The 18889-nt window shown below is 63.5% G+C and carries 20 protein-coding genes; 10 read left to right on the forward strand and 10 right to left on the reverse strand.

Features of this window, described 5'->3' with window-relative positions; translation table 11 throughout:
* Nucleotides 1-152 precede the first annotated feature (152 nt).
* The 3 genes from AC1RCO_RS18695 to AC1RCO_RS18705 are packed head-to-tail and all read left to right on the forward strand — an operon-like array spanning nucleotide 153 to nucleotide 1877.
* Nucleotides 153-1073, forward strand: coding sequence for an arginase family protein (locus tag AC1RCO_RS18695; RefSeq protein WP_220223203.1), 921 nt, complete (start codon nucleotides 153-155; stop codon nucleotides 1071-1073).
* The gene (locus AC1RCO_RS18700; RefSeq protein WP_011063133.1) at nucleotides 1070-1444 is read left to right on the forward strand and encodes a DMT family transporter; all 375 of its coding nucleotides are present in this window, start codon (nucleotides 1070-1072) and stop codon (nucleotides 1442-1444) included. The genes AC1RCO_RS18695 and AC1RCO_RS18700 overlap by 4 nt, the downstream gene beginning before the upstream one ends.
* A 31-nt stretch (nucleotides 1445-1475) precedes the next feature.
* On the forward strand, nucleotides 1476-1877 hold the full coding sequence (locus AC1RCO_RS18705; RefSeq protein WP_011063134.1) for a DMT family transporter: 402 nt from the start codon (nucleotides 1476-1478) through the stop codon (nucleotides 1875-1877).
* 106 nt (nucleotides 1878-1983) lie between these two features.
* Here AC1RCO_RS18705 and AC1RCO_RS18710 read toward each other — a convergent pair whose 3' ends face one another.
* Together AC1RCO_RS18710 and AC1RCO_RS18715 are read right to left on the reverse strand one after the other, a co-directional pair.
* Complete coding sequence (locus AC1RCO_RS18710; protein ID WP_093408393.1) at nucleotides 1984-2850, reverse strand: fatty acid desaturase family protein; 867 nt, start codon at nucleotides 2848-2850, stop codon at nucleotides 1984-1986.
* Between the two features lie 102 nt (nucleotides 2851-2952).
* Entirely contained in the window at nucleotides 2953-3723 is a 771-nt protein-coding gene (locus AC1RCO_RS18715; protein WP_492617937.1) for a MipA/OmpV family protein, read from the reverse strand.
* Between the two features lie 229 nt (nucleotides 3724-3952).
* Between AC1RCO_RS18715 and AC1RCO_RS18720 the strand changes: the two genes are divergently transcribed.
* Genes AC1RCO_RS18720 through AC1RCO_RS18745 form a run of 6 tightly spaced genes read left to right on the forward strand, consistent with a single transcriptional unit; the run spans nucleotide 3953 to nucleotide 11196 of the window.
* On the forward strand, nucleotides 3953-4648 hold the full coding sequence (locus tag AC1RCO_RS18720) for an HAD-IB family phosphatase (RefSeq protein WP_011063137.1): 696 nt from the start codon (nucleotides 3953-3955) through the stop codon (nucleotides 4646-4648).
* Nucleotides 4641-6035 (forward strand): aspartate aminotransferase family protein, encoded by a 1395-nt coding sequence (locus AC1RCO_RS18725; RefSeq protein WP_011063138.1) that lies wholly within the window; start codon nucleotides 4641-4643, stop codon nucleotides 6033-6035. Before AC1RCO_RS18720 ends, AC1RCO_RS18725 begins: the two co-directional genes overlap by 8 nt.
* Nucleotides 6032-6898 (forward strand): alpha/beta hydrolase, encoded by an 867-nt coding sequence (locus tag AC1RCO_RS18730; protein WP_492617938.1) that lies wholly within the window; start codon nucleotides 6032-6034, stop codon nucleotides 6896-6898. The genes AC1RCO_RS18725 and AC1RCO_RS18730 overlap by 4 nt, the downstream gene beginning before the upstream one ends.
* 14 nt (nucleotides 6899-6912) lie before the next feature.
* Nucleotides 6913-8040 (forward strand): GNAT family N-acetyltransferase, encoded by a 1128-nt coding sequence (locus tag AC1RCO_RS18735; RefSeq protein WP_015636831.1) that lies wholly within the window; start codon nucleotides 6913-6915, stop codon nucleotides 8038-8040.
* Entirely contained in the window at nucleotides 8037-9809 is a 1773-nt protein-coding gene (locus AC1RCO_RS18740) for a sensor histidine kinase (protein ID WP_065365272.1), read from the forward strand. The genes AC1RCO_RS18735 and AC1RCO_RS18740 overlap by 4 nt, the downstream gene beginning before the upstream one ends.
* A complete protein-coding gene (locus tag AC1RCO_RS18745) occupies nucleotides 9799-11196 on the forward strand; it encodes a sigma-54-dependent transcriptional regulator (protein WP_015636832.1) in 1398 nt (465 codons plus the stop codon). The genes AC1RCO_RS18740 and AC1RCO_RS18745 overlap by 11 nt, the downstream gene beginning before the upstream one ends.
* Before the next feature lie 71 nt (nucleotides 11197-11267).
* Here AC1RCO_RS18745 and AC1RCO_RS18750 read toward each other — a convergent pair whose 3' ends face one another.
* Nucleotides 11268-12302: an alpha/beta fold hydrolase gene (locus AC1RCO_RS18750; protein ID WP_015636833.1), complete on the reverse strand. Its 1035-nt coding sequence runs from the start codon at nucleotides 12300-12302 to the stop codon at nucleotides 11268-11270.
* Between the two features lie 289 nt (nucleotides 12303-12591).
* Here AC1RCO_RS18750 and metR point away from each other — a divergent pair, with 289 nt between their 5' ends.
* Nucleotides 12592-13509: a transcriptional regulator MetR gene (metR, locus tag AC1RCO_RS18755; protein WP_011063144.1), complete on the forward strand. Its 918-nt coding sequence runs from the start codon at nucleotides 12592-12594 to the stop codon at nucleotides 13507-13509.
* 46 nt (nucleotides 13510-13555) lie between these two features.
* Here metR and AC1RCO_RS18760 read toward each other — a convergent pair whose 3' ends face one another.
* The 7 genes from AC1RCO_RS18760 to AC1RCO_RS18790 all read right to left on the reverse strand — a co-directional run bounded on the left by AC1RCO_RS18760 (nucleotide 13556) and on the right by AC1RCO_RS18790 (nucleotide 18886).
* Nucleotides 13556-14065 carry a GNAT family N-acetyltransferase gene (locus tag AC1RCO_RS18760; protein ID WP_053153541.1) on the reverse strand — a complete coding sequence of 170 codons (510 nt, stop codon included), beginning with the start codon at nucleotides 14063-14065 and terminating at the stop codon, nucleotides 13556-13558.
* Between the two features lie 2 nt (nucleotides 14066-14067).
* Complete coding sequence (locus AC1RCO_RS18765) at nucleotides 14068-14433, reverse strand: nuclear transport factor 2 family protein (protein ID WP_072450848.1); 366 nt, start codon at nucleotides 14431-14433, stop codon at nucleotides 14068-14070.
* Between the two features lie 15 nt (nucleotides 14434-14448).
* Nucleotides 14449-15087 carry a LysE family translocator gene (locus tag AC1RCO_RS18770; RefSeq protein ID WP_011063147.1) on the reverse strand — a complete coding sequence of 213 codons (639 nt, stop codon included), beginning with the start codon at nucleotides 15085-15087 and terminating at the stop codon, nucleotides 14449-14451.
* Nucleotides 15088-15127: 40 nt separating this feature from the next.
* Nucleotides 15128-15547, reverse strand: a complete 420-nt coding sequence (locus AC1RCO_RS18775) for an NUDIX hydrolase (RefSeq protein WP_492617939.1) — start codon at nucleotides 15545-15547, stop codon at nucleotides 15128-15130.
* A 100-nt stretch (nucleotides 15548-15647) separates the two neighbouring features.
* Nucleotides 15648-16994: a response regulator c-di-GMP phosphodiesterase, NosR family gene (gene nosR, locus AC1RCO_RS18780; RefSeq protein ID WP_015636838.1), complete on the reverse strand. Its 1347-nt coding sequence runs from the start codon at nucleotides 16992-16994 to the stop codon at nucleotides 15648-15650.
* A 196-nt stretch (nucleotides 16995-17190) separates the two neighbouring features.
* Nucleotides 17191-17460 carry a type B 50S ribosomal protein L31 gene (locus tag AC1RCO_RS18785; protein ID WP_011063150.1) on the reverse strand — a complete coding sequence of 90 codons (270 nt, stop codon included), beginning with the start codon at nucleotides 17458-17460 and terminating at the stop codon, nucleotides 17191-17193.
* A 100-nt stretch (nucleotides 17461-17560) separates the two neighbouring features.
* Nucleotides 17561-18886, reverse strand: coding sequence for an APC family permease (locus tag AC1RCO_RS18790; protein ID WP_492617940.1), 1326 nt, complete (start codon nucleotides 18884-18886; stop codon nucleotides 17561-17563).
* Nucleotides 18887-18889: the final 3 nt, after the last annotated feature.

The following is an 18889-nucleotide window of genomic DNA, read 5'->3' on the forward strand; positions in this document are numbered from 1 at the left end:
CTTGCTCGCGAAGCCTGCGCCGCGGTCTTTCGCCGGCAACCCGGCAACGACCCTGGCCCGACCCTTGCATTTACCCGGCAAAGCCCGCCCAGCCTGCGTTTCAGCCTGATCACGCAGTTTTCTGGAGGGCGCTGCCATGGGTAAAGAACACCTTGAATATCTTAGATCTCGACCACAGCCTGACCGCCCAGGAGCCGATCATCCGACGCCTGAACAGCGGCCAGGCTCGGCGTCTCGACCTGCTGGACCTGGGCCCCAAGCTGCGCCTGTGGTCCACCGAGCGCACCTACCGTCACTTCACCGAACGCCTGCGCCAGCGGCCTCGCCACAGCGGCCCGCAGCCGGAAATCTTCTTTGTCGGCTCCGGTGACTATCACCACCTGACCCCGGCCTTTCTCGGCGACCTGCAAGAGCCGGTGAGCCTGATCCACTTCGACAACCACCCGGACTGGGTGCGCCTGGCTCCGCGCCGGCATTGCGGCTCCTGGGTCAACCGGGCGCTGAAACTGCCGCACATCCAGCGCATCGTCACCCTTGGCCCCTGCAGCGAAGACCTGCACAACCCACAACTGCGCGGCGGCAATGTCGCCGCCCTCAAGCACGGCAAGCTGCAGCTGTTCCCCTGGCAGCACGCGCCGTCCAAGGTCTGGGGGCGGGTCGGCGACGGCGCCGGGCACCAGCAGCAGGAAAACCACCTGCATTGGCGCAACCTGGCGGAACTGGACTGGCAGGCCTTTCTCGAACAGATGATCGACAGCCTGCCCACCGAGGCGCTCTGGATCACCATCGACAAGGATGTGCTGGCCAGCGAAGACGCCGCCACCAACTGGGACCAGGGCGGCATGCGCCTGACCCACCTGCTGCAGGCCCTGCGCACCCTGGCCGCGCGCAAGCGGATCCTGGGCATTGACGTCTGCGGCGAGTTCGCCCAGCCGGCCTTCAGCAACGCCTTCAAACGCTGGGAAGCCAAGTCCGACCAGCCTCCGGCCGAGCGCTGGAGCCAGAACGACCTGCTGCGCAATTCGGTGACCAATGAAGCCCTGATCTCGCTGTTCGAGGAGCTGTTCCCGTGACCCTGACCGTTGTTCTGCTGGTGGCCTTTTCCATTGTCCTGGACGTGGTCGGCCAACTCTGTTTCAAGCTCGGCCTGGACCGCCTGCCAGAGCTGGAAGGCGGTTTTCGCCTGAACGCTTTCTGGGGCCAGGTGTTCAACGCGCCCTTGCTGTGGTGCGGCATCGGCGCCTACGCCATCGAGTTCTTCGTCTGGCTCGAAGCCCTGTCCCGGGCGCCCCTGAGCCTGCTGTTCCCCGCGGCGGCCCTGGCCTATTGCGGCGTGGTACTGGCGGGCAAGGTGGTGCTGGGCGAGACCGTCAGCCGCCGTCGCTGGCTCGGCACCCTGGTGATCACCGCCGGGGTGATGCTGGTGTGCGTGGCCAGTACCTGAGCCTTGTTCAACGAATAGAAGGAAGCGTTTGATGAGTTCCAATACCTCCCACGGCTGGCTGCACGAGCGCCTGGGCACCATCGTGCTCTGGGCCCTGCTGATCGGTTTCGAAAGCGCCGGGCAGATCGCCACCAAGGTTGGCGGCGACCAGTTGGGCCAGATGGATTTCAACCTGCAGTGGCTGGCGGCGGTCGCGGTCAACCCCGGGGTGCTGATGGCGATTGCCTGCTATATCGGCGCGTTTTTCGTGTGGATGCTGATCCTGCGGCGCAGCAGCCTGTCCCTGGCCTTCCCCTTGAGCTCCCTGGTATTCGTGGTGGTGCTGCTGGGCTCGTGGCTGGGCCTGGGCGAGCAGATCAGCCTGCTGCACTGGGTCGGCGTCTTCGTGATCATCGGCGGGATTGCCCTCTTGGCGGAGGGTGAAGAGGCCTGAGGGCCTCTTTGCTACAGCGAAGGGATGTTGTGCAGGAGCCGGCTTGCCGGCGAAGGCGATCTTGCCGGCCCCTTCGCTGGCAAGCCAGCTCCTACAGCCACGGGGTTTAGGCCTTGCGGTGGGACACCAGGAAACCCAGGCCGTGGGACACCGGAATCACTTTCACCCCGGCAGCCCGTTGCTGCTCGCGGATCTCGCGGTGGAAAGCCTTGACCTTGGTCCAGTGCATCTTCGGCCGGTAGTGATGCTCGGCGTGGTAGCCGTTGTTCATCCAGATCAGGTTGTACAGCGGGCTGTAGGAGCTCACGCCCCAGGCGATAGGCAGGTCCGGGTTGCCCCCCAGGTGCTCGTAGTAGCCATTGAGCGACGACAGTGACTGTCCCAGGTACCAGAACGGCAGCAGCACCAGCACCGCGTGCCAGTCATACAGCGCCAGAGCCAGGTAGAAGGCGACCGTGACGCCGATTTCCACCTTTACCCAACGGGCATCATCAGGCCGCTTGCGCTGCATTTCCTGGTAGATCTCCTTGGGGTCGTCGCGGAAAAAGCTCAGGAAGGTGTAGGCCCAGGGATTGTCCGGCTGGCCATCCTTGCCATGCAGGTAGATGGAGAGCGGGTCGACGGTCTTGCCATTGGCGTCCGGCAGATCGGAGTTGCCCCGGTGGTGGCGGTTGTGGATGTCGCGGTACAGGGTCTGGGAAAAACCTATGGTCACCGACAGCAGCAGGTCGAAGCCGCGGTTCATCCACCCGGGGGTGAAATAGGCGTTGTGGATCTGGTTATGGGAAATGCTGTTGATGCTCCACGACAGGCTGACTGCGTAGAGCAGCGCCGCCGGCAGGATGACCCACCAGGACAGGGCGTGGAAATCCAGCACCAGCCACAGCACAAAGGCGAAATGCGCCAGGGCCATGGCAATCGGGATCAGGTCCCAGAGGGAATAGGCGAGTAGACGATAGGCAGGTCGAGCCATGAAGAACTTCCTGAGAAATTGAATTCATGGCGACCATTGCAAAGGCCAGACCAGTTTTTGCTGTAGCCGCCCCAGGCCGTGCTCAGGCCAGGGAGGCGCCCCTCAGAACTTGTAGCTGATGGCGGTCTGCACCTGCCCCTGGTTGACCTCGCCCTTGTCGCGGACGATGGTGCTGTCCGCGGCGGAATTGACCAGGCGCGTCCAGCTGGCACTGGCCACCAGCGCCCAGTTGTCCCCCAGGGGGAAGTGGAAATTCTGGCTCAGGGTGAAGTTCTGCATGCCACCGCTGGCGTTGTACTGGCCAATGCCGGAAGCGAGGGACTCCTTGGCGTCGACGCCGAAGAAGGTCTGGCTCTGGCGGCCATCGGCGAAGTGCAGGGTCAGGTTGTTGCTGCCAATGATGCCCAGGCCCAGCGGGTAGCCGATTTCACCCCCGACCTTGCCCAGCACCCCGCCCTGGCCCCCGGCACCGCCCACCGCCTGGCCCACGGCGGCGAACAGCCGCCAGAAGTCCTCGGGGGCGTACTCGATGAAGGCGCCGATATCGGCCATGTCGCGAACATCCCGCAGGCCGCGCAGCGCGCCGTCGGAATTACGCCCCTGCAGGTAATTGATGTAGGGGCCGATGCTCAAGCCATTGCTCTTGAAGGCATCCCAGGTCAGGCCATCGTCACCGCTCAGGCTGACATCTCCCCAATCCAGATCCATGTACGGCAGCGGCACGGTGTCGTAGCTGCTGCCTGTGGGGTCATGGGGTTGATAGCCCAGGCCCAGGCCCAGTTCACCGGTGATGCCGGAGTCGGCCATGGCGCCACTGGCGAGGGTCAGGGAGAGCAGGCCGGCCAGTAAGGCGGGGGATAAAAGCCTGGGCATGAATGAGTTTCCTTGTCTGAACATGCGCGCATCAATCATCAGAGCGGCCCTTGGGCGCAAGCACTGATGTTCTTTGTAGGGACCTACAAAAATTGTAGCCAGAACTCTACAAATCACCCTCTTTCCTCGCCAAGACCCCAGCCCCGCTGGGTTTTCGCCACTTGGCACAGTCCCTGCTCTACCCCTGCCACAAGCGCAAAGAGCGCTCTTATTCAACAGGTAACAGCAGATGATGCACTGGCATATCGTATGTGACTTCGACGGGACCATCTCCCGCGCCGACGTGATCGATAACGTTCTCCAACGCTTCGCCGACCCCAGCTGGGAAGGCATAGAGCAGGAATGGCTGGACGGTCACATCGGCTCCCGAGAATGCCTCAGCCGCCAACTGGCCCTGGTCAAGGCTTCGCCCGCCGAACTGCTGGGCTACTTCGACAGTGTCGAAATTGACCCCGACTTCCCCGACTTCGTCGATCACGTGATCGGCCTGGGCGCTTCCATCGAAGTGGTCAGCGACGGCATCGAGCAGGGCATCGCCCGCATCCTGGCACGCAACTACGTGACCCTGCTGCCGATCCTCGCCAACCGCCTGCGCCAGGTCGACCACAACAGCTGGCGCATCGACTTCCCCTACGCCAGCGACGCCTGCCGCGCCGCTTCCGGCAACTGCAAGTGCAAATCCACCCCGCGGGGCAAGCGCGTGCTGGTGATCGGCGACGGCCAGTCGGACATGTGCGTGGCTTCCACCGCCGACTTCGTGTTCGCCAAGGATCGCCTGGCCGACTACTGCGAACGCAACAAGATTCCCCATGCGCGGTTCGACTCCTTCGCCGAACTGCCAGCGCTGCTGGCCAAGCTGCCGAACAACGCCGCCAACGCGACCAACTTCTCTCTTGAAACCCAGGAACTCTTCCACCATGTCTGATATCCGCATCGCTACCGCAGAAGACCAGATCCTTCTGGAAAAAGAAGCCAAGTACTGCTCCTACGGCGATACCGTTCACTACATCGAACCACCGCGCATCTTCAGCCGCTGCGAAGGCTCCTACGTCTGGGACACCAGCGACCAGGCCTACCTCGACCTGCAGATGTGGTACTCGGCGGTGAACTTCGGCTACGCCAACCCACGCCTGAACAACGCCCTCAAGCAACAGATCGACACCCTGCCGCAGATCGCCAGCCAATACCTGCACAAAGGCAAGATCGAGCTGTCGGAAATGATCGCGGTCGACGCCAAGAAGAAGTTCGGCCTCGACGGCCGCGTGCACTTCAACGTCGGCGGTTCGCAGTCGGTGGAGGACTCGCTGAAAGTGGTGCGTAACGCCACCAACGGCAAGAGCCTGATGTTCGCCTTCGAAGGCGGCTACCACGGCCGTACCCTGGGCGCTTCGTCGATCACCTCCAGCTACCGCTACCGCCGCCGCTACGGCCACTTCGGCGAGCGTGCGCAGTTCATTCCATTCCCGTACCACTTCCGCGGCCCCAAAGGCATGACCAAGGAAGAGTACGGCAGCCACTGCGTGCAGCAGTTCGCCCGCCTGTTCGAAACCGAATACAACGGCGTCTGGGACCCGAAGGTCGGCCAGAGCGAATATGCCGCCTTCTATGTCGAGCCGATCCAGGGCACCGGCGGCTACGTGATCCCGCCGATGAACTTCTACAGCGAGCTCAAGCACGTGCTCGACCAGCACGGCATCCTGATGGTGGTCGACGAGATCCAGATGGGCTTCTACCGCACCGGCAAGCTGTGGTCGATCGAGCACTTCGACGTCAAGCCGGACGTGATCGTGTTCGGCAAGGCTCTGACCAACGGCCTCAACCCGCTGGGCGGCATCTGGGCCCGTGAAGAGCTGATCAACCCTGGCGTGTTCCCGCCAGGTTCGACCCACTCCACCTTCGCCTCCAACCCGCTGGGCACCGCCGTGGGCCTGGAAATGTTCAAGATGACCAGCGAGATCGACTACGGCGCGATGGTCATGGAGAAGGGCAAGTACTTCCTGGCCGGCCTGCAGGACCTGCAGAAGCGCTACCCGATCATCGGCGACGTCGACGGCCTGGGCCTGGCCCTGCGCTGCGAGATCTGCACCACCGACGGCTTCACCCCGGACAAGGCGACCCTGGACTACATGGTCGAGGAAGGCATGAAGGGCGACATCGAAATCAACGGCCAGCGCCTGGGCCTGATCCTCGATGTGGGCGGCTACTACAAGAACGTCATCACCCTGGCCCCGTCGCTGGAAATCAGCTACGCGGAAATCGACCTGGGCATCGCACTGCTGGATCGCCTGCTGGATCGGGCCATGAAGCGATGAGCAAGGCTGAGATCGATCTGGGCGAAGGCAGCGCCGGCTTCGTTCTCGGCACGGGTCCGGTCGGGGTCTTGTTGATCCACGGCCTGACCGGCACCCCGACGGAACTCCGTCGGGTGGCCCAGGGCCTGGCCAAGGACGGTACGTGCACGGTGTACGTACCGACCCTGCCCGGGCACTGCGGGGACAACAGCGACCTGCAGGCCACCGGCTGGCAGGACTGGTACGAGGGCGTGCGCAAGACCTTCGCCGATGTACAGCAGCGCCACGAGCAGGTGTTCGTCGGCGGCCTGTCCATGGGTGCGGTGATGTCCATGTACCTGGCCTCCGAGCATCCGGGACGGATCAGCGGCCTGCTGATGTACTCCACCACCCTGAAGTACGACGGCTGGAGCATCAACAAGCTGGCCTTCCTCACCCCGTTGCTGATGAAGATCCCCTTTGGCGTGCACATCTGCCGCTTCGAGGAAAAGCCACCCTACGGCATCAAGAACGAACGCCTGCGGGCCATCGTCGAGAAGCAGATGAAAGCCGGTGAAAGCAGCAATGCCGGGCTCCTGACCATGGAGGGCGTGACGGTGCGCGAATTGCACCGGATGAACGGCGTGGTCAAGAAACGCATGCCGTCGATCCTGACCCCGGCCCTGGTGCTGCACTCCAGTGAAGACGACATCACCAGTACCTGGAACGCCGACTACGTGGAGCGCAAGCTCGGCGGCCCGGTGACCAAGATCCTCCTCGACAACTGCTATCACATGATCACCGTGGACCTGCAGTACCAGCGGGTGATCGAGCTGAGCGCAGATTTCATCCAGCAGCGAGTGGTGGCACCTGCGGTGCGCGAAGACTACCGACAGCTGGCGTGACTTAAGGAAGAGACGTGATAACCGCCCAAGCCTTTTCAACCATCCAGGCCATCGATCGCAGCGCCTGGAATGACTGTTTCCCAGGGGCCCTGGAGGATTGGGACTATTACCTGGCCGTGGAAAAAGCCGCGATCGCCGATTTTCGCTGGCGCTACCTGGCGCTCTACGAGGGTTCGACCCTGGTGGCAGTGGCGCCGGCCTTCACCACCCAGTACCGGCTTGATACCACGGTCTCCGGGCTGGCCAAGCGCTTCACCGAACGCCTGGCACGCCAGTGGCCCGGGGCCCTGGAGCTGCGCCTGTACGCCATAGGCTCGCCTGTGGCCGAACAGTGCAATGCCGGCACCGCCAGCCATGTGCCTGCGCAACGCCGCCAGGAGCTGCTGGAGCAGTTGCTGCAACTGGCGCGACGCGATGCCGACAGCTTCGGCATCGGCCTGATGGCGGTCAAGGATGCGCCGAGCAACGACCGGCAATGGGCTGCCAGTTGCCTGGCCGCGGGCCTGCAAGCCATGCCGAGCCTGCCCACGGCGCTGCTGCCGGTACCCTTTGCCTCGATCGACGCCTACCTGGGCACCCTGGGCAAATCCACCCGCAAGGACCTGCGCCGCAAACTCCGGACACCGGCGCCACGCATAGAATGGCGACGCCAGATCGACGACGTGCTGCCGGACATCATGCGCCTCTACGAGGCCACCCTGAATCGTAGCGACCTGCAGTTCGAACGCCTGCCGGCAGGCTACTTCACCGGCATCCTCGAGCAGTTGGGGGAACGCGCGGCCTGTGTCCTGTACTGGGTCGACGAGCAACTGGTGGCCTTCAACCTGGTGCTCATCGACCAGCATCGGCTGATCGACAAGTTCTTTGCCCACGACCTCAGTGTCACCCGTGAGCACAATCTGTATTTCCGCAGTTGGCTGGCCAACGTCGACTACTGTATTCAGCAACGCATTCCCCTGTACGAGTGCGGCCAGGCCGGTTATGCCAGCAAGTTGCGCCTGGGTTGCCAGTTCACCGGTAACATGTTGTTTTTCCGGCATCGCAATCCCTTGCTCAATGCCCTGCTCAAACTGATAAAACGCTTTGTCCGCCCGGATCGCTCCGACCCCGCCATGGCTGCTGCAATAAGCGAAAGTACATGACCAGAAAAGATCGTCGCCCTCCTCGCCCCTTCGCCATTTCCCGCTGGAGCCTGCAACGCAAGCTGGTGCTGGCGTTCTGGCTGGTCAGTGTGATTCCCACCATGATCGCCGCGGAACTGGCGGCCACTACCCTGTCGGAAATCTTCGACAGCAACGTGCGGATCTGGCTGCAGGAGTCCACCAAGATCGTCGAGGACGAGATCACCGAAATCCTCCATGACAACGCGCGGATCGCCCAGCTGTTCCTGCGCTATACGCGCCCGCCCACGGACCGCAATGCGGCCAAGCATGACAAGCTCACCGCCGACATCGCCGATTCCATGGGCATCGACGTGGTGGCGCTGATCCGCAAGAACGATCACAAGGTGGTGTTCACCACTGCCGCCGATGACGTGGTGGGGCAGATCAGTACCGCCTCCAATGCCGTGCTGCAGACCATCCAGGTCGGCGGCGTGGCCACCGGGGCGGTGGTCTCGACGTTCCAGACCCAGCTCGACGGGGTCGACTACCAGTTGCTGATCGCCACCTACCTGGACGCCAGCTTCCTCACCAGCGTGGCCGACGTGCATTCCCTGGACCTGCGCCTGTACCTGGCCAAGGCCGATGACTTCTCGGAAATCTTCGCCACCCAGCGCTTCGAGGACCACCCGCCCCAGGTGCCGCACAAGATCGAAGACATCCTGCGCGCCACCCGCCAGCCCACCGAGCAGTTCACCAGCCGCTACAGCGGCCTGTACCGGCCGATCTTCAACGACAGCGGCGACCTGGTGGGGGTGATCTTCAGCGGCCTGCTTCGCCATAGCAGCCTGGTGGGCCTGGTCAACCAGAGCAACCTGTTCATCCTGATCTTCCTGCTCAGCTCGGCAGCCTCGCTGTGCGTCGGCTGGCTGGTTTCCCAGCGCCTGACCCGACCGCTGCGGGGCCTGTCCAAGGGCGTGCAGGCGGTGATCGCCGGCGACTACCGCCAACGGGTGCCGGTGATCGGCGGCGACGAACTGGCTGAGCTGAGCAGCACCTTCAACCACATGACCGAGCGCCTGGGGGAACTGCAGCATCTGGAAGCCCAGTTGCGCCGCCGCGACCGCCTGCACGCCCTGGGCGAAGTGGCCATGGGCCTGGCCCACGAGATCCGCAACCCGCTGGGCATCATCAAGACGGCCACGCAGCTGCTGCACCGCCGGGCCAACCTGCCGGAAAACGACAAGCGCCACCTGGAATACGTGATCAGCGAGGTCAGCCGGATCAACGACCTGATCACCGAATTCCTCGATTTCGCCAAGCCCAGCGCGCCGATACGCGCCACCCAGCTGGCCCGCCCGCTGGTGGAGGAACTGCTGGGCTTCTGCACCCCGGAACTGGCCACCCACAACATCGACGCGCGGATCGACGACCAGGCCCCGGGCGCCACCATCCACGCCGATGCCCGGCAACTCAAGCAGGCCTGCCTCAACCTGATTCTCAACGCCATCGACGCCATGCCCGACGGCGGCCGCCTGACCCTGGGCATTTCCCAGCGCGACGACGAAACCATCATCAGCGTCAGCGACACCGGCCAGGGCATCGAGCCGGACATGCTGGAACGCATCTTCACCCCATTCGTCACCACCAAGGCCTCGGGCACCGGCCTGGGTTTGGCTAAAGTCTTCTCGATCATGGAAAGCCATGACGGCCATATCGAGTGCACCAGCGAAAAAGATGCTGGCGCCACCTTCAGCCTGTACATTCCGGCCAACGGTGAAGAAGACGACGAGGACAGTGATGACGCATAACCTGCTGGTGGTCGATGACGAGCCGAAACTCTGCGACCTGCTGTCGTCGGCCCTGAGCCAGAACGGCATCCAGGTATTTACCGCAGGCAACGGCCTGCACGCGCTCAAGGTGCTGGAGCAGGAAGACATCGACCTGGTGATCAGCGACTGGCGCATGCCCGGCATGGACGGGCCGCAGTTGCTGGGGGAAATCAAGCAGCGCTACCCGCAGTTGCCGGTGATCGTGATGACCGCCTACAGCACGGTGAAGAATGCCGTGCAGTCCATGCGCAACGGCGCCTACGACTACATCGCCAAACCCTTCGACATCGACGAACTGGACATCACCGTCAGCAAGGCCCTGCAGTTTCGAGACATCCTCAAAGACAACCAGCGCATGCGCGCCGAGCTCGCAGAGCATCAGCAGATCGACAGCCTGGTGGGCGACAGCCCGGCCTTCCGTCGGGTGCTGCAAGCCGTGGATTCGGTGCGCGAAAGCAACGCCACCATCCTCCTGACCGGGGAAAGCGGCACCGGCAAGGAAATGGTCGCCCGGGCCATCCACAAGCACGGCAACCGGGCCGACAAGCCCTTTGTCGCGGTCAATTGTGCGGCCATTCCCGAGGGCCTGCTGGAAAGCGAGATGTTCGGCCACCGCAAGGGCGCCTTCACCGGTGCCGTGGCGGACCGGGTCGGGCGTTTCCAGCAAGCCGACAAGGGCACCCTGTTCCTCGACGAAGTCGGCGACATGCCCCTGGCCCTGCAGGCCAAGATCCTGCGTGCCCTGCAGGAGCGGGTGATCGAGCCGGTGGGCGATCCGCGGGAGCGCAAGGTGGATGTGCGGGTGATCGCCGCCACCAACAAGAACCTGCTGGAAGCGGTGGCCAACAAGGAATTTCGCGAAGACCTGTACTACCGCCTGAATGTATTCCCGATCCCCTTGCCGGCACTGCGCGAACGGGTCGAGGACATCGCCCTGCTGGCCCGGCACTTTGCCCACAGCCTGGGTGCCACCGCCGGCAAGCGCATCAGCGGCTTCAGCCCCGAAGCCCTGCAGGCCATGGCCAGCTACGCCTGGCCGGGGAATATCCGCGAACTGCAGAACTGCGTGGAGCGGGCCACCATCGTCGCCAGCGGCCAGGTCATCGAAGAAAAGGACCTGCCAGGGTATCTGTTCGGCCCCCAGGCGCAGGGCACAGAGAGCAGCGCAGCCATCAGTGTCGGCCCGCAAGTGCCCAGCGACCTGGAAGCGGCCCTGGCGGAAGTGGAAAAAGCCTACATTCTCGCCGCCCTGCAGCAGAGCAACGGTGTCCAGGCGGCAGCGGCGCAGTTGATCGGCATTTCCGAGCGCAGCTTCTGGTACCGGCTGAAGAAACTCGGCATCCAGGTGGACAAGATCGTTCGCTGAAACCGCGGCGCTTCATTCGCCGGCAAGCCGGCTCCTGCACCCAACCGCAAGAGCCGGCTTGCCGCGCTGCCCTAGAGGATGTTGCTGCTATCGAGCGGCTCGATCTGCGCCCAGTGGGAAGTGTCTTCCCGGTGGGTTTGCAGGTATGGCAGCACCGCCGCCAGCAGCGGCGCCTTGAAGGCTTCCTGGAACCGGTGGGCCAGCCCCGGAATCAACTTCAACTGGCTGCCCTGGATCTGCGCCGCCAGGTGCACGCCGTGCATCACCGGCAATAACGGGTCGGCGGTGCCATGCACCACCAGGGTCGGCACCCGCAGTTGCTTGAGCAATGCCACCCGGCTCGGCTCGGCAAGAATCGCCATGATCTGGCGCTTGACCCCTTCCGGGTTGAACGCCCGGTCATAGGCCACCGCCGCCTGTTGCAACAGGACCTGGCGGTCATCGCTGACCTTCGGGCTGCCCAGGGCCGCCAGCAGGTCGGCCTGCTGCTCCAGCGCCGCTTCCCGGCTTGGTGCGTTGCGCCGCGAGAGCAGTTGCACCAGCGCCGCGTTCGGCGCCGGCAAACCTTCGGCCCCGGAACTGGTCATGATCAGCGTCAGGCTCTCGACCCGCCGCGGCTCCATGGCTGCCAGATGCTGGGCGATCATCCCGCCCATGCTCGCCCCCAGCACGTGGAATTGCTCGATATGCAGGGCGTCCATCAGGCCCAGGGCGTCATCGGCCATGTCGGTCAGGGTGTAGGGCGCCGCCACCGGCAGGCCCAGCTTGTAGCGCAGCACTTCGAAGGTCAGGTTGGCGCTGGCCGGGGCCTGGCGCCAGGTGGACAGGCCGACATCGCGATTGTCGTAGCGGATCACCCGAAACCCTTGCTGACACAGGGCCACCACCACCTCATCCGGCCAGTGGATCAGTTGCCCGCCCAGGCCCATGACCAGCAGTAACGCCGGGTCGGAGGTGCGCCCAATGCTCTGGTAGGCCAGGCTCACCTGCGGCAGGTCGACCCGTTGGGTCGGGACATTGACATCGCAGCGCGCGGCCGCAAAACACAGCGGGCCGAGCAACAGCCCGGCCAAGAGTAGAACAGTCGAAAGAAATCGTACCCGCATGAAAAACACCGAAACGCAGAACCCCAGTGGAGCGCGAGTCTGATGAACCTGGATGATTCGCGCTGCCACAGTTGCGTGACAATTTGATGAAGATTGCCCCAGCGGTACTTTTTCCTCGGCAAGGGTCGGCGCTTGCCCCCGGCACCCGGTGCACAACACACAGGCGCTGTCGCCCCTATCGGCAAAGATGCCCGCGAATCGATGAACGCGGGATGGTCGACAGGCCCGTCAACATGAGACAAACTCAACCTTTTCGCTTTAACCACAAAATTTACTCATGGAGATCCTGGTGCTCGAAATCCGTCACCTGAAGACCCTGCACGCCTTGCGCGAAGCCGACAGCCTGGTGGAAGCCGCTGAACGCCTGCACCTGACCCAGTCCGCCTTGTCCCATCAGTTCAAGGAGCTGGAAGAGCGCCTGGGCATGCCGCTGTTCGTGCGCAAGACCAAGCCGGTGCGTTTCACCAGCGCCGGCCTGCGCCTGCTGCAACTGGCGGATGCGACCCTGCCCCTGCTGCGCGGCGCCGAACGCGACATTTCGCGGCTGGCCGGCGGCACTGCCGGGCGCCTGCACATGGCCATCGAATGCCACAGCTGCTTCCAGTGGCTGATGCCGACCATCGATCAGTTCCGCGACGCCTGGCCGGAAGTGGAGCTGGACCTGGCCTCCGGCTTCTCGTTCGCTCCGTTGCCAGCCCTGGCCCGGGGCGACCTGGACCTGGTGGTGACCTCCGACCCGCTGGAGCTGGCGGGTATCACCTACGTGCCGCTGTTCACCTACGAAGCCATGCTCGCGGTCGCCAACCAGCACCCGCTGGCAAGCAAGCCATACGTAGTCCCGGAAGACCTGCTGAGCGAAACCCTGATCACCTACCCGGTGGAACGCGACCGCCTGGACATCTTCACCCGCTTCCTGGAACCGGCGGACATCGAACCGGCCCAGGTACGGACTTCGGAGCTGACGGTGATGATGATGCAACTGGTGGCCAGCGGCCGGGGCGTGTGCGGGATGCCCCACTGGGCCCTGCACGAGTACAGCTCACGGGGTTATGTGAAGGCCAAGCGGCTCGGGGAAAAGGGCCTGTTCGCCACCCTGTACGCGGCGATTCGCGCCGACATGCTGGATGCGCCCTACATGCGCGACTTTTTGCTCACGGCCAAGGACACCTCGTTCTCGACCCTGGACGGCGTCAGCGCCGTACGCTGACCCCAAGCAGGCTTGCCCAGGAGCCGGCTTGCCAGCGAACCGGGGGTCAGCCTTCGGCCGGCAATTGGCGCCACATGTGGATCTTGTCGAAATAGTCCTCGCCCACCCGCACTGCCTGGGGTTCCAGGCCGAACTGGACGAAACCGCAGCGCTGGTACAGGGCCAGCGCCGCTTCATTGCCGGCCGTCACGGTCAACTGGATCAGGCGCAGCCCTTCGTATTCAGCCGCTTCGGCCAGCAGCCCCTGGACCAGGCGGTAGCCCAGCCCGCTGTTGCGCTGCGTGCCAGTGACATAGAGGCCGAACAGGGTCGCCTTGTGCCGGGCCTTCTCCCGCAGCTCGAAGGCCAGGCCGACGATCCCCAGCAACCGCCCTTCGGAAAACGCCCCCAGCAACAGGTCGAGCTCGCCGTCCAAGCGTGCGGCCCACCAGGCCAGAGGCAGTTTTTCCCGCTCTTTGACGCTGGAGGTGAAGGCTTGGGGATGGCGCTCATAGGCCTCGAGCATCAAGGCCCGGTATTGCTCCACATCGTCAGGGGTCAGGCGCTGGATCTGCATGCTCAGTCGAGGGTCTTGTGTCCGGTAATGAATGAAGCGCATTTTATCTTGCCGCCCTGCACTTCATAAATGGCCACGGTTTCCAGGGTGCCGCTGCCGTCGGCGAAGGTGCGGCTGATCAGTTCGTGATCGACCACCACGTTGCCCATGACCGTACGCTGGATCAGCCGGGCATGCAGGTTGGGTTCCTGGAAACGCACCACGGCCCGAGCTCGTATTTCCTCGTGCCCCCTGGCCAGCAAGGTGGCCGGATGTTCGTATTGCCGGGCATCTAAGGCATAAGTCGCCAGCCAGGCCTCCAGATCCTTGCGGTTGTAGGCCTGCAGTTGTGCTTCGACCACCGCTTGCGGGCTTGGAAAATCACTCATGCTGGCGCTCCTCGATCAGTTGACGCGACGCTGTTCGAACATCAGGCGCACGGCCAGCCCCGCCAGCACAAAGCCCATGAAATAACGCTGCACCGAGAGCCAGGTGGGGTTGCTGGCAAACCAGGAGGCGATACCGGCGGCAAACAGGGCGATCAGCAGGTTCACCGAGAAACTCACGCTGATCTGGGTCAGGCCCAGGATGATGCTCTGGGAGAACACCGAACCGTGCTCGGGGTGGATGAACTGCGGAAAGATCGACAGGTAGAACACCGCGATCTTGGGGTTCAGGGCGCTGGTCAGAAAGCCCATGGTCACCAGCTTGCGCGGCGAATCCGCCGGCAGCTGCTGGGCTTCGAAGGGCGAGCGCGCGCCAGGCTTGAGCGCCTGCCAGGCCAGCCACAGCAGGTACAGGGCGCCGGCCCACTTGAGCACCTCATAGGCCATGGGCACCGCCATGAACACCGCGGTCAGGCCCAGCGCGGCGGCGAACAGGTGGACAAAGAACCCCGCCACCACCCCCAATAACGACGTCACCCCAGCCTTGCGCCCCTGGCAGATCGAACGGGAAATCAGGTAGATCATGTTCGGCCCCGGGGTAAGCACCATCAGCAGGGAAGCAGCGGCGAAGATCAGGTAGTCGTGGAGTGGAATCATGGCAATCCTTGGCAATGGGAGGGGGTCAGGCGTGGCCCGCTCAGGCCTTGCGATAAAACGGCAAGATCAGATCGCGTGTCAACGGCGCAAGGAACAAATCTCCATCGCCGGCCGGGTCGATCCAGCGTACTTCCTCGATCTCTGCCGCCGGGGTCACCGGGCCATGGATATGGACCAGGAACACCTCGGCTTCCACCACATGCCCCGGCTCGTTGGCCGCCGGTGCCGAGAACTGTTGCAGGTAACGGGCCTGGGCCGGGTCGATGCGCAATCCCAGTTCTTCTTCCAGCTCACGGGCCAGGGCGTGCACCGGTTGTTCACCGGCTTCGATCTTGCCACCGGGCTGCATGAAGGCCTGGGTGCCGCGCTTGCGCACCAGGAGGGTCTGGCCGTCGGCACCGATCAGCAGGGCAGCGGCGATACGAATGATGGAGGGTGCAGCAACGGACGACAGCGACATGGGAATCCGGGAGCCTTGAGAATGAGGGCGCAAGGATCACATGCGCGGCGGCGGCTCGTCATCCGCCGCCGGCATTTTTCGATGTGACCGCCACCCGGCTTCAGGCCCTTGCCTGCTGTTCCTGGGGCAACTTGACGAACACGCTGTAGCGGGCGCCCTCCATGGTTTCAAAAGCGATCAGCTTGTCCACCAGCGGCAGGTTGAGCACCTTGCCGGCGTTGAGCAGCAGCATGCCGTTATCGGCATTCAGGTTGCGCGCCAGGATCATCCCCGCCGCCAGCTCCCGGGTACTCAGAACCTTCACCGAAGGGTCGCCCAGGGTCACGTCGCTGAGGTAGACCGCACACACCTGGATGAAACCTTCCACCAGGTCCGGGTCGTACAAGCGGCCGGCGTACTTGCGGATGAACACCAGGGCCTCGTCGCTGTTCATGTGCCGTTCCAGGATCAGCCCGCACTGCAACTCGATGAAGTCCACCGCCAGCTTGAGCAGCCGCGAGCCCAGGGGAATCGCGTCGCCCTTGAGGTGGTCGGGAAAACCGCTGCCGTCCCAGTGTTCCTGGTGATGGCGGATCAGCCGCGCGGCGTCCTGCACCGGTTCCAGGGTCATCAGCAACGATTCGCTCTGCGCCGGATAGGCCCGATAACGCTCGCGCTGATGGTGATGCAGCAAATCCGCCGGGCTGGTCATCATGCTGTCGCTCCAGCTCAGCTTGCCGATGTTGTGCAACGCCGCGGCCATGGCCAGGTCACGCTGGGCGCCAGGGTCGATGCCCTGGACTTTGCAGTAGGCCCGCACCAGCTCGATGATCCGCCGGTTGGTCTGCTTGTCCGCGGGCAAGCGCTGGTTGACCAGCAGGGAAAACAGCTCGGCGCCAGTGGCGTAGCTGTGCTTGAGCTCCTCATAGGCCAGGTCGAGCATGTCGGCGGTCTGCTGCAGCTCCGAGGTGCGTGCCGCCACGCGTTTTTCCAGCAGCGTGTTGAGCGCCTTGAGCTCGGCATTCTGCTGCTGGGCCAGATCCTGCAGGCGCAGGCGCTCGCGCTCGGAGTGCTGATGCTCAAGGGCCTGGCGCAGGGCCAGCAGCAATTCCTGGTCATCCCAGGGCTTGCTCAGGTAACGGTAGATCTCCCCTTCGTTGATGGCCTTGGCAATCAATTTCAGGTCCGGGTCGCCGGTCAGCAGGATGCGGGTGGTGCTCGGGTACTGCTGATGGATACGCGCCAGCAGGGTCGGGCCATCCATCTGCGGCAGATGGGCGGCGCTGATCACCAGGTCCACCTCCCGGCTGGCCAGGAGCTGCAGGGCCTGGGTGGCATCGCGGGCGAAATGCAGCGTGTAGGGAAGCGGGCTGAGCAACTGCTGCAGGCGTTGCAGGATCACTTCCTGGCTATCGACCAGCAGAATCTCGGGTCGGCGTGTGACAGTGGCAACGTTTAGCTCACCCATGAGACACCTCGGGTCAACGTCGATGCACGTGTCCTTCATTGTTAGAGCTGGCAACGGTAATCCCTGTTGCCTGATTGAAGACTAGAAGAATTTCCAATCGAGATAGTGGCTTTTTAATACCATCGGTCCGCTGCGGCTGGGCCGCCAACCGCCTTCAGCGAGTGTTGCGCAGTGGCAACACTCGCCGTGCATGCCGTCACTGGGCGGCTTTGGCGCCGGAACCGAAGGAAGCGAAACGCTTGTTGAAGCCGGCGATGCGGCCTTCGGACTGGGTCTTGCGCTGCTGGCCGGTGTACACCGGGTGCGAGGCGCTGGAAACGTCCAGCGCCACATAGGGGTAAGTCTTGCCGTCGCTGTAGGTGTGGCTGCGATCGGTATCGACGGTGGAGCCGATGAGGAAGTACACGTCGGCAGCGGTATCGTGGAAAAGCACGGTGCGGTAGTCAGGATGGATACCGGGTTTCATGAGGCCTCCTGGGCATCTGGGTGAGCTGGATGCGTTATACAATAACATATCCAAATCACCCAAACGAGAACCGATTGCAATAAGGAAACTGCCGACAGTTCTATGCCGCTTCCTGAAAATCCATTTCCGGAGGCTGGCGGGAGAAACCGCGAGTGAGGAAACCCAGGTACACCAGGCCAATAACCAGCCAGCTCGCCCCCAGGTAGATCGCCAGGTGATCGAGGCTGGACATCAGCCACAGATCGGCCGCCAGACCGATGAGGGGGAAGATCAGGAACAGGATAAACTCCCGCAGGCCACGCTGCCGGGCCCCCACCCAGTAATGAAAGATCACCGACAGGTTGACCAGGCTGAAGGCCAGGAAGGCGCCGAAGTTGATGAAGGACGTCGAGGTGGTGACATCCAGCTTCAATGCCAGCAACGCCACCACGGCGCACAGCAGGATGCTGTTGACCGGGGTACCGAAACGCCCGTGCAGGCTGCCGAAAAAGCGCTTGGGCAAGACCCCGTCGCGGCCCATGGCGAACAGCAGTCGCGAGCCGCTGGCCTGGGCCGAAAGCCCCGAGGCGAACTGACCGACAATCAGCCCGATCAGGAAGATCGAGACGAACAGGTCGCCGCCGATATTGCGCGCAATCTCGTAGGCCGCCGAATCCACATCGGCGAACTCGAAGGACGGATGGGCAACCTGGACGAAGTAGGACACCGCGACAAAGATCAGCCCGCCCACCAGGGTAATCAGCATGATCGCCCGGGGAATGGTCCGCCGTGGGTCGCGGGTTTCCTCGGTCAGGGTGCTGACCGCGTCAAAGCCCAGGAACGAATAACAGGCGATTGCCGCCCCGCTCATGATCAGCGGCAGGTGCATCTGCCCGTTGAAGAACGGTGCCAGGGTGAACAGCGGCCGCCCGGCCTCGCCACCTAGGTAGTGGATGCACAGGCCGACAAAGGCGATCAGCACCAGGAATTGCACCAGCATCAGCAGGCCGTTGATGCCGTTGGCCAGTTTCAGGCCAACGATATTGATCGCGCTGGTCACCCCGATGAAAGCCAGCACCCAGACCCACTGCGGTACACCGGGAAACGCCGAATGCAGGTAAGCGGCGCCGATCAGCCAGATGGCCATGGGCAGGAACAGGTAATCCAGCAGCACCGCCCAGCCGGCGATGAAACCCAGCTTGGGGCTGATGGCCTTGCGCACATAGCTGTAGGCCGAGCCGGCCACGGGAAACGCCGCGGCCATGCGCCCGTAGCTCATGGCGGTGAAGAACATCGCCACCAGCGCCGCCAGATAGGCTGCCGGCACCATGCCAGCGGTGGATTGGGCGAGGATGCCAAAGGTGCCGAGGACAATGATCGGCGTCATGTAAGCGATACCGAACAGCACCACCGCGCCCAATGAAAGGGTGCGTTGCAAGCGAGCCATGAG

This window comes from Pseudomonas sp. GW823-FHT03E05, from assembly GCF_058796855.1.

What these genes read in the sequence shown, in the direction of transcription:
- AC1RCO_RS18705 (WP_011063134.1), top strand. Translation starts at nt 1,476, where the DNA reads ATGAGTTCCAATACCTCCCACGGCTGGCTGCACGAGCGCCTGGGCACC.
- AC1RCO_RS18790 (WP_492617940.1), bottom strand. Translation starts at nt 18,886, where the DNA reads ATGGCTCGCTTGCAACGCACCCTTTCATTGGGCGCGGTGGTGCTGTTC.
- AC1RCO_RS18715 (WP_492617937.1), bottom strand. Translation starts at nt 3,723, where the DNA reads ATGCCCAGGCTTTTATCCCCCGCCTTACTGGCCGGCCTGCTCTCCCTG.
- AC1RCO_RS18785 (WP_011063150.1), bottom strand. Translation starts at nt 17,460, where the DNA reads ATGAAACCCGGTATCCATCCTGACTACCGCACCGTGCTTTTCCACGAT.
- AC1RCO_RS18750 (WP_015636833.1), bottom strand. Translation starts at nt 12,302, where the DNA reads ATGCGGGTACGATTTCTTTCGACTGTTCTACTCTTGGCCGGGCTGTTG.
- nosR (WP_015636838.1), bottom strand. Translation starts at nt 16,994, where the DNA reads ATGGGTGAGCTAAACGTTGCCACTGTCACACGCCGACCCGAGATTCTG.
- AC1RCO_RS18770 (WP_011063147.1), bottom strand. Translation starts at nt 15,087, where the DNA reads ATGATTCCACTCCACGACTACCTGATCTTCGCCGCTGCTTCCCTGCTG.
- AC1RCO_RS18730 (WP_492617938.1), top strand. Translation starts at nt 6,032, where the DNA reads ATGAGCAAGGCTGAGATCGATCTGGGCGAAGGCAGCGCCGGCTTCGTT.
- AC1RCO_RS18765 (WP_072450848.1), bottom strand. Translation starts at nt 14,433, where the DNA reads ATGAGTGATTTTCCAAGCCCGCAAGCGGTGGTCGAAGCACAACTGCAG.
- AC1RCO_RS18710 (WP_093408393.1), bottom strand. Translation starts at nt 2,850, where the DNA reads ATGGCTCGACCTGCCTATCGTCTACTCGCCTATTCCCTCTGGGACCTG.
- AC1RCO_RS18775 (WP_492617939.1), bottom strand. Translation starts at nt 15,547, where the DNA reads ATGTCGCTGTCGTCCGTTGCTGCACCCTCCATCATTCGTATCGCCGCT.
- AC1RCO_RS18725 (WP_011063138.1), top strand. Translation starts at nt 4,641, where the DNA reads ATGTCTGATATCCGCATCGCTACCGCAGAAGACCAGATCCTTCTGGAA.
- AC1RCO_RS18720 (WP_011063137.1), top strand. Translation starts at nt 3,953, where the DNA reads ATGATGCACTGGCATATCGTATGTGACTTCGACGGGACCATCTCCCGC.
- AC1RCO_RS18760 (WP_053153541.1), bottom strand. Translation starts at nt 14,065, where the DNA reads ATGCAGATCCAGCGCCTGACCCCTGACGATGTGGAGCAATACCGGGCC.
- AC1RCO_RS18740 (WP_065365272.1), top strand. Translation starts at nt 8,037, where the DNA reads ATGACCAGAAAAGATCGTCGCCCTCCTCGCCCCTTCGCCATTTCCCGC.
- AC1RCO_RS18745 (WP_015636832.1), top strand. Translation starts at nt 9,799, where the DNA reads ATGACGCATAACCTGCTGGTGGTCGATGACGAGCCGAAACTCTGCGAC.